This is a genomic window from Fimbriimonadaceae bacterium (assembly GCA_019638775.1).
Taxonomy (GTDB): domain Bacteria; phylum Armatimonadota; class Fimbriimonadia; order Fimbriimonadales; family Fimbriimonadaceae; genus JAHBTD01.
Window position 1 is genome coordinate 1 of the sequence record JAHBTD010000104.1, and the last position, 1,267, is coordinate 1,267.

Genomic DNA, 1,267 nt, shown 5'->3' on the forward strand with positions numbered 1-1,267 from the left:
GGACCTTATGGAGACAGACCTGACAGACGGAGGGTGGAATCCGAGGCCGGTATACTGATACGACGCCCGGGCCTGGTTGCGCGCGCACCCTGACGACTATGTTGCGATGGTCATGGCGGGAGTGGGCGTCTTGGAGATGTCCGTGACGGTCATCCGGTAGAGCTGCACCAGCACGCGAAACGTGCCCAGATTCCACGGGTCCAACTTGCCGTCGTCATTCGAGGCCTTGGCGATGGAGTAGCAGCGATTCTCGAATTTCACCGAGAGGGCGGCATTGTCCGGTCGGGAGTCGGCTTCCACGATGTCGAGCGTGCTCACCGGATTAAGCACAATCTCCCCCGTACGCTCGTCGGGCTCGACCTGAAATTCAGGGTCTACGGCGATGCCATGCGAGAGAAGCTGCATGATCTTATTGACGCTACGGATGACTAGAAATCCGTGCAGGGGATAGTCTCCGCCAGGCCCATCCGACCGGGTATCGATGAGGATATCGTTGCGCGGGTATCGTTGTGCTTCCTCGTGCAGCAGCCGACGCTCCTCATTCGGCAATTGCATGGGATCGTAATTCGCGATGACCGTCCGGCCTGTGTCCCGGCGCCGGACAGTAAGGGCCGGCTCCTCATTCACGCCGCCGATGGCATACCCGAGGTCCAGTGCATCGGTGATCTTATCGAGCCCGCGCACCACATCGCCGGAACCCGAACGAGTGGAAAGCGGCAGCGCCACGGTCTGCTCAAAGATCCACGGCGTCACTTGCAATTCGCGCGACAGGTTCAACGACGACCGGTGCATGACAGGCCGGCGAGACTCCCGATACTCCTCCTCGAAATAGGGCATGTTGCGGCAGAAGGCCGACTCGCCGTACCCGCTCGCTTGGATGCCGCTCGCCATCAGACGCAGGATGATCGCAAGGTTCGACGCCCTGCCGACACATGAAGGTCACGCGACGTTCATCGAACGGAGTCAGGATGCGACGGGTACATTCTTCGCCTTGAATCGGCACGATGGCCATGGTCTGGCGTTCGGCCATACCGCCGCCGAACGAAAGCCCGAGCGAGTCCGGCCCCGGTGCGACGACGGTATGCGTCGAGCCGGCGGTCGCCTGGAATTCGAACATGGCGGCCACACCGGACACGCCGGTAAAGTGCCGCGGGAGACAATGCCTCGACCGGGCGATGTTGAGCAGCAGCATTCGGGCTTCGACCCGCCCCACCGCGCGATCGTAGTCGAGCACGGCTTGGTGAAGCGCAATGGGCGAGAGGCGCCC

The 1,267-nt window shown here is 62.2% G+C and carries 2 protein-coding genes; both read right to left on the bottom strand.

Annotated elements, in window-relative coordinates; translation table 11 throughout:
* Positions 1-96: 96 nt before the first annotated feature.
* Positions 97-792, bottom strand: a complete 696-nt coding sequence (locus tag KF784_20265) for a hypothetical protein (GenBank protein ID MBX3121391.1) — start codon at positions 790-792, stop codon at positions 97-99.
* Positions 734-1,267, bottom strand: a 534-nt coding sequence (locus tag KF784_20270; protein ID MBX3121392.1) for a hypothetical protein, incomplete at its 5' end; no start/stop codon positions are given. The genes KF784_20270 and KF784_20265, both read right to left, overlap by 59 nt.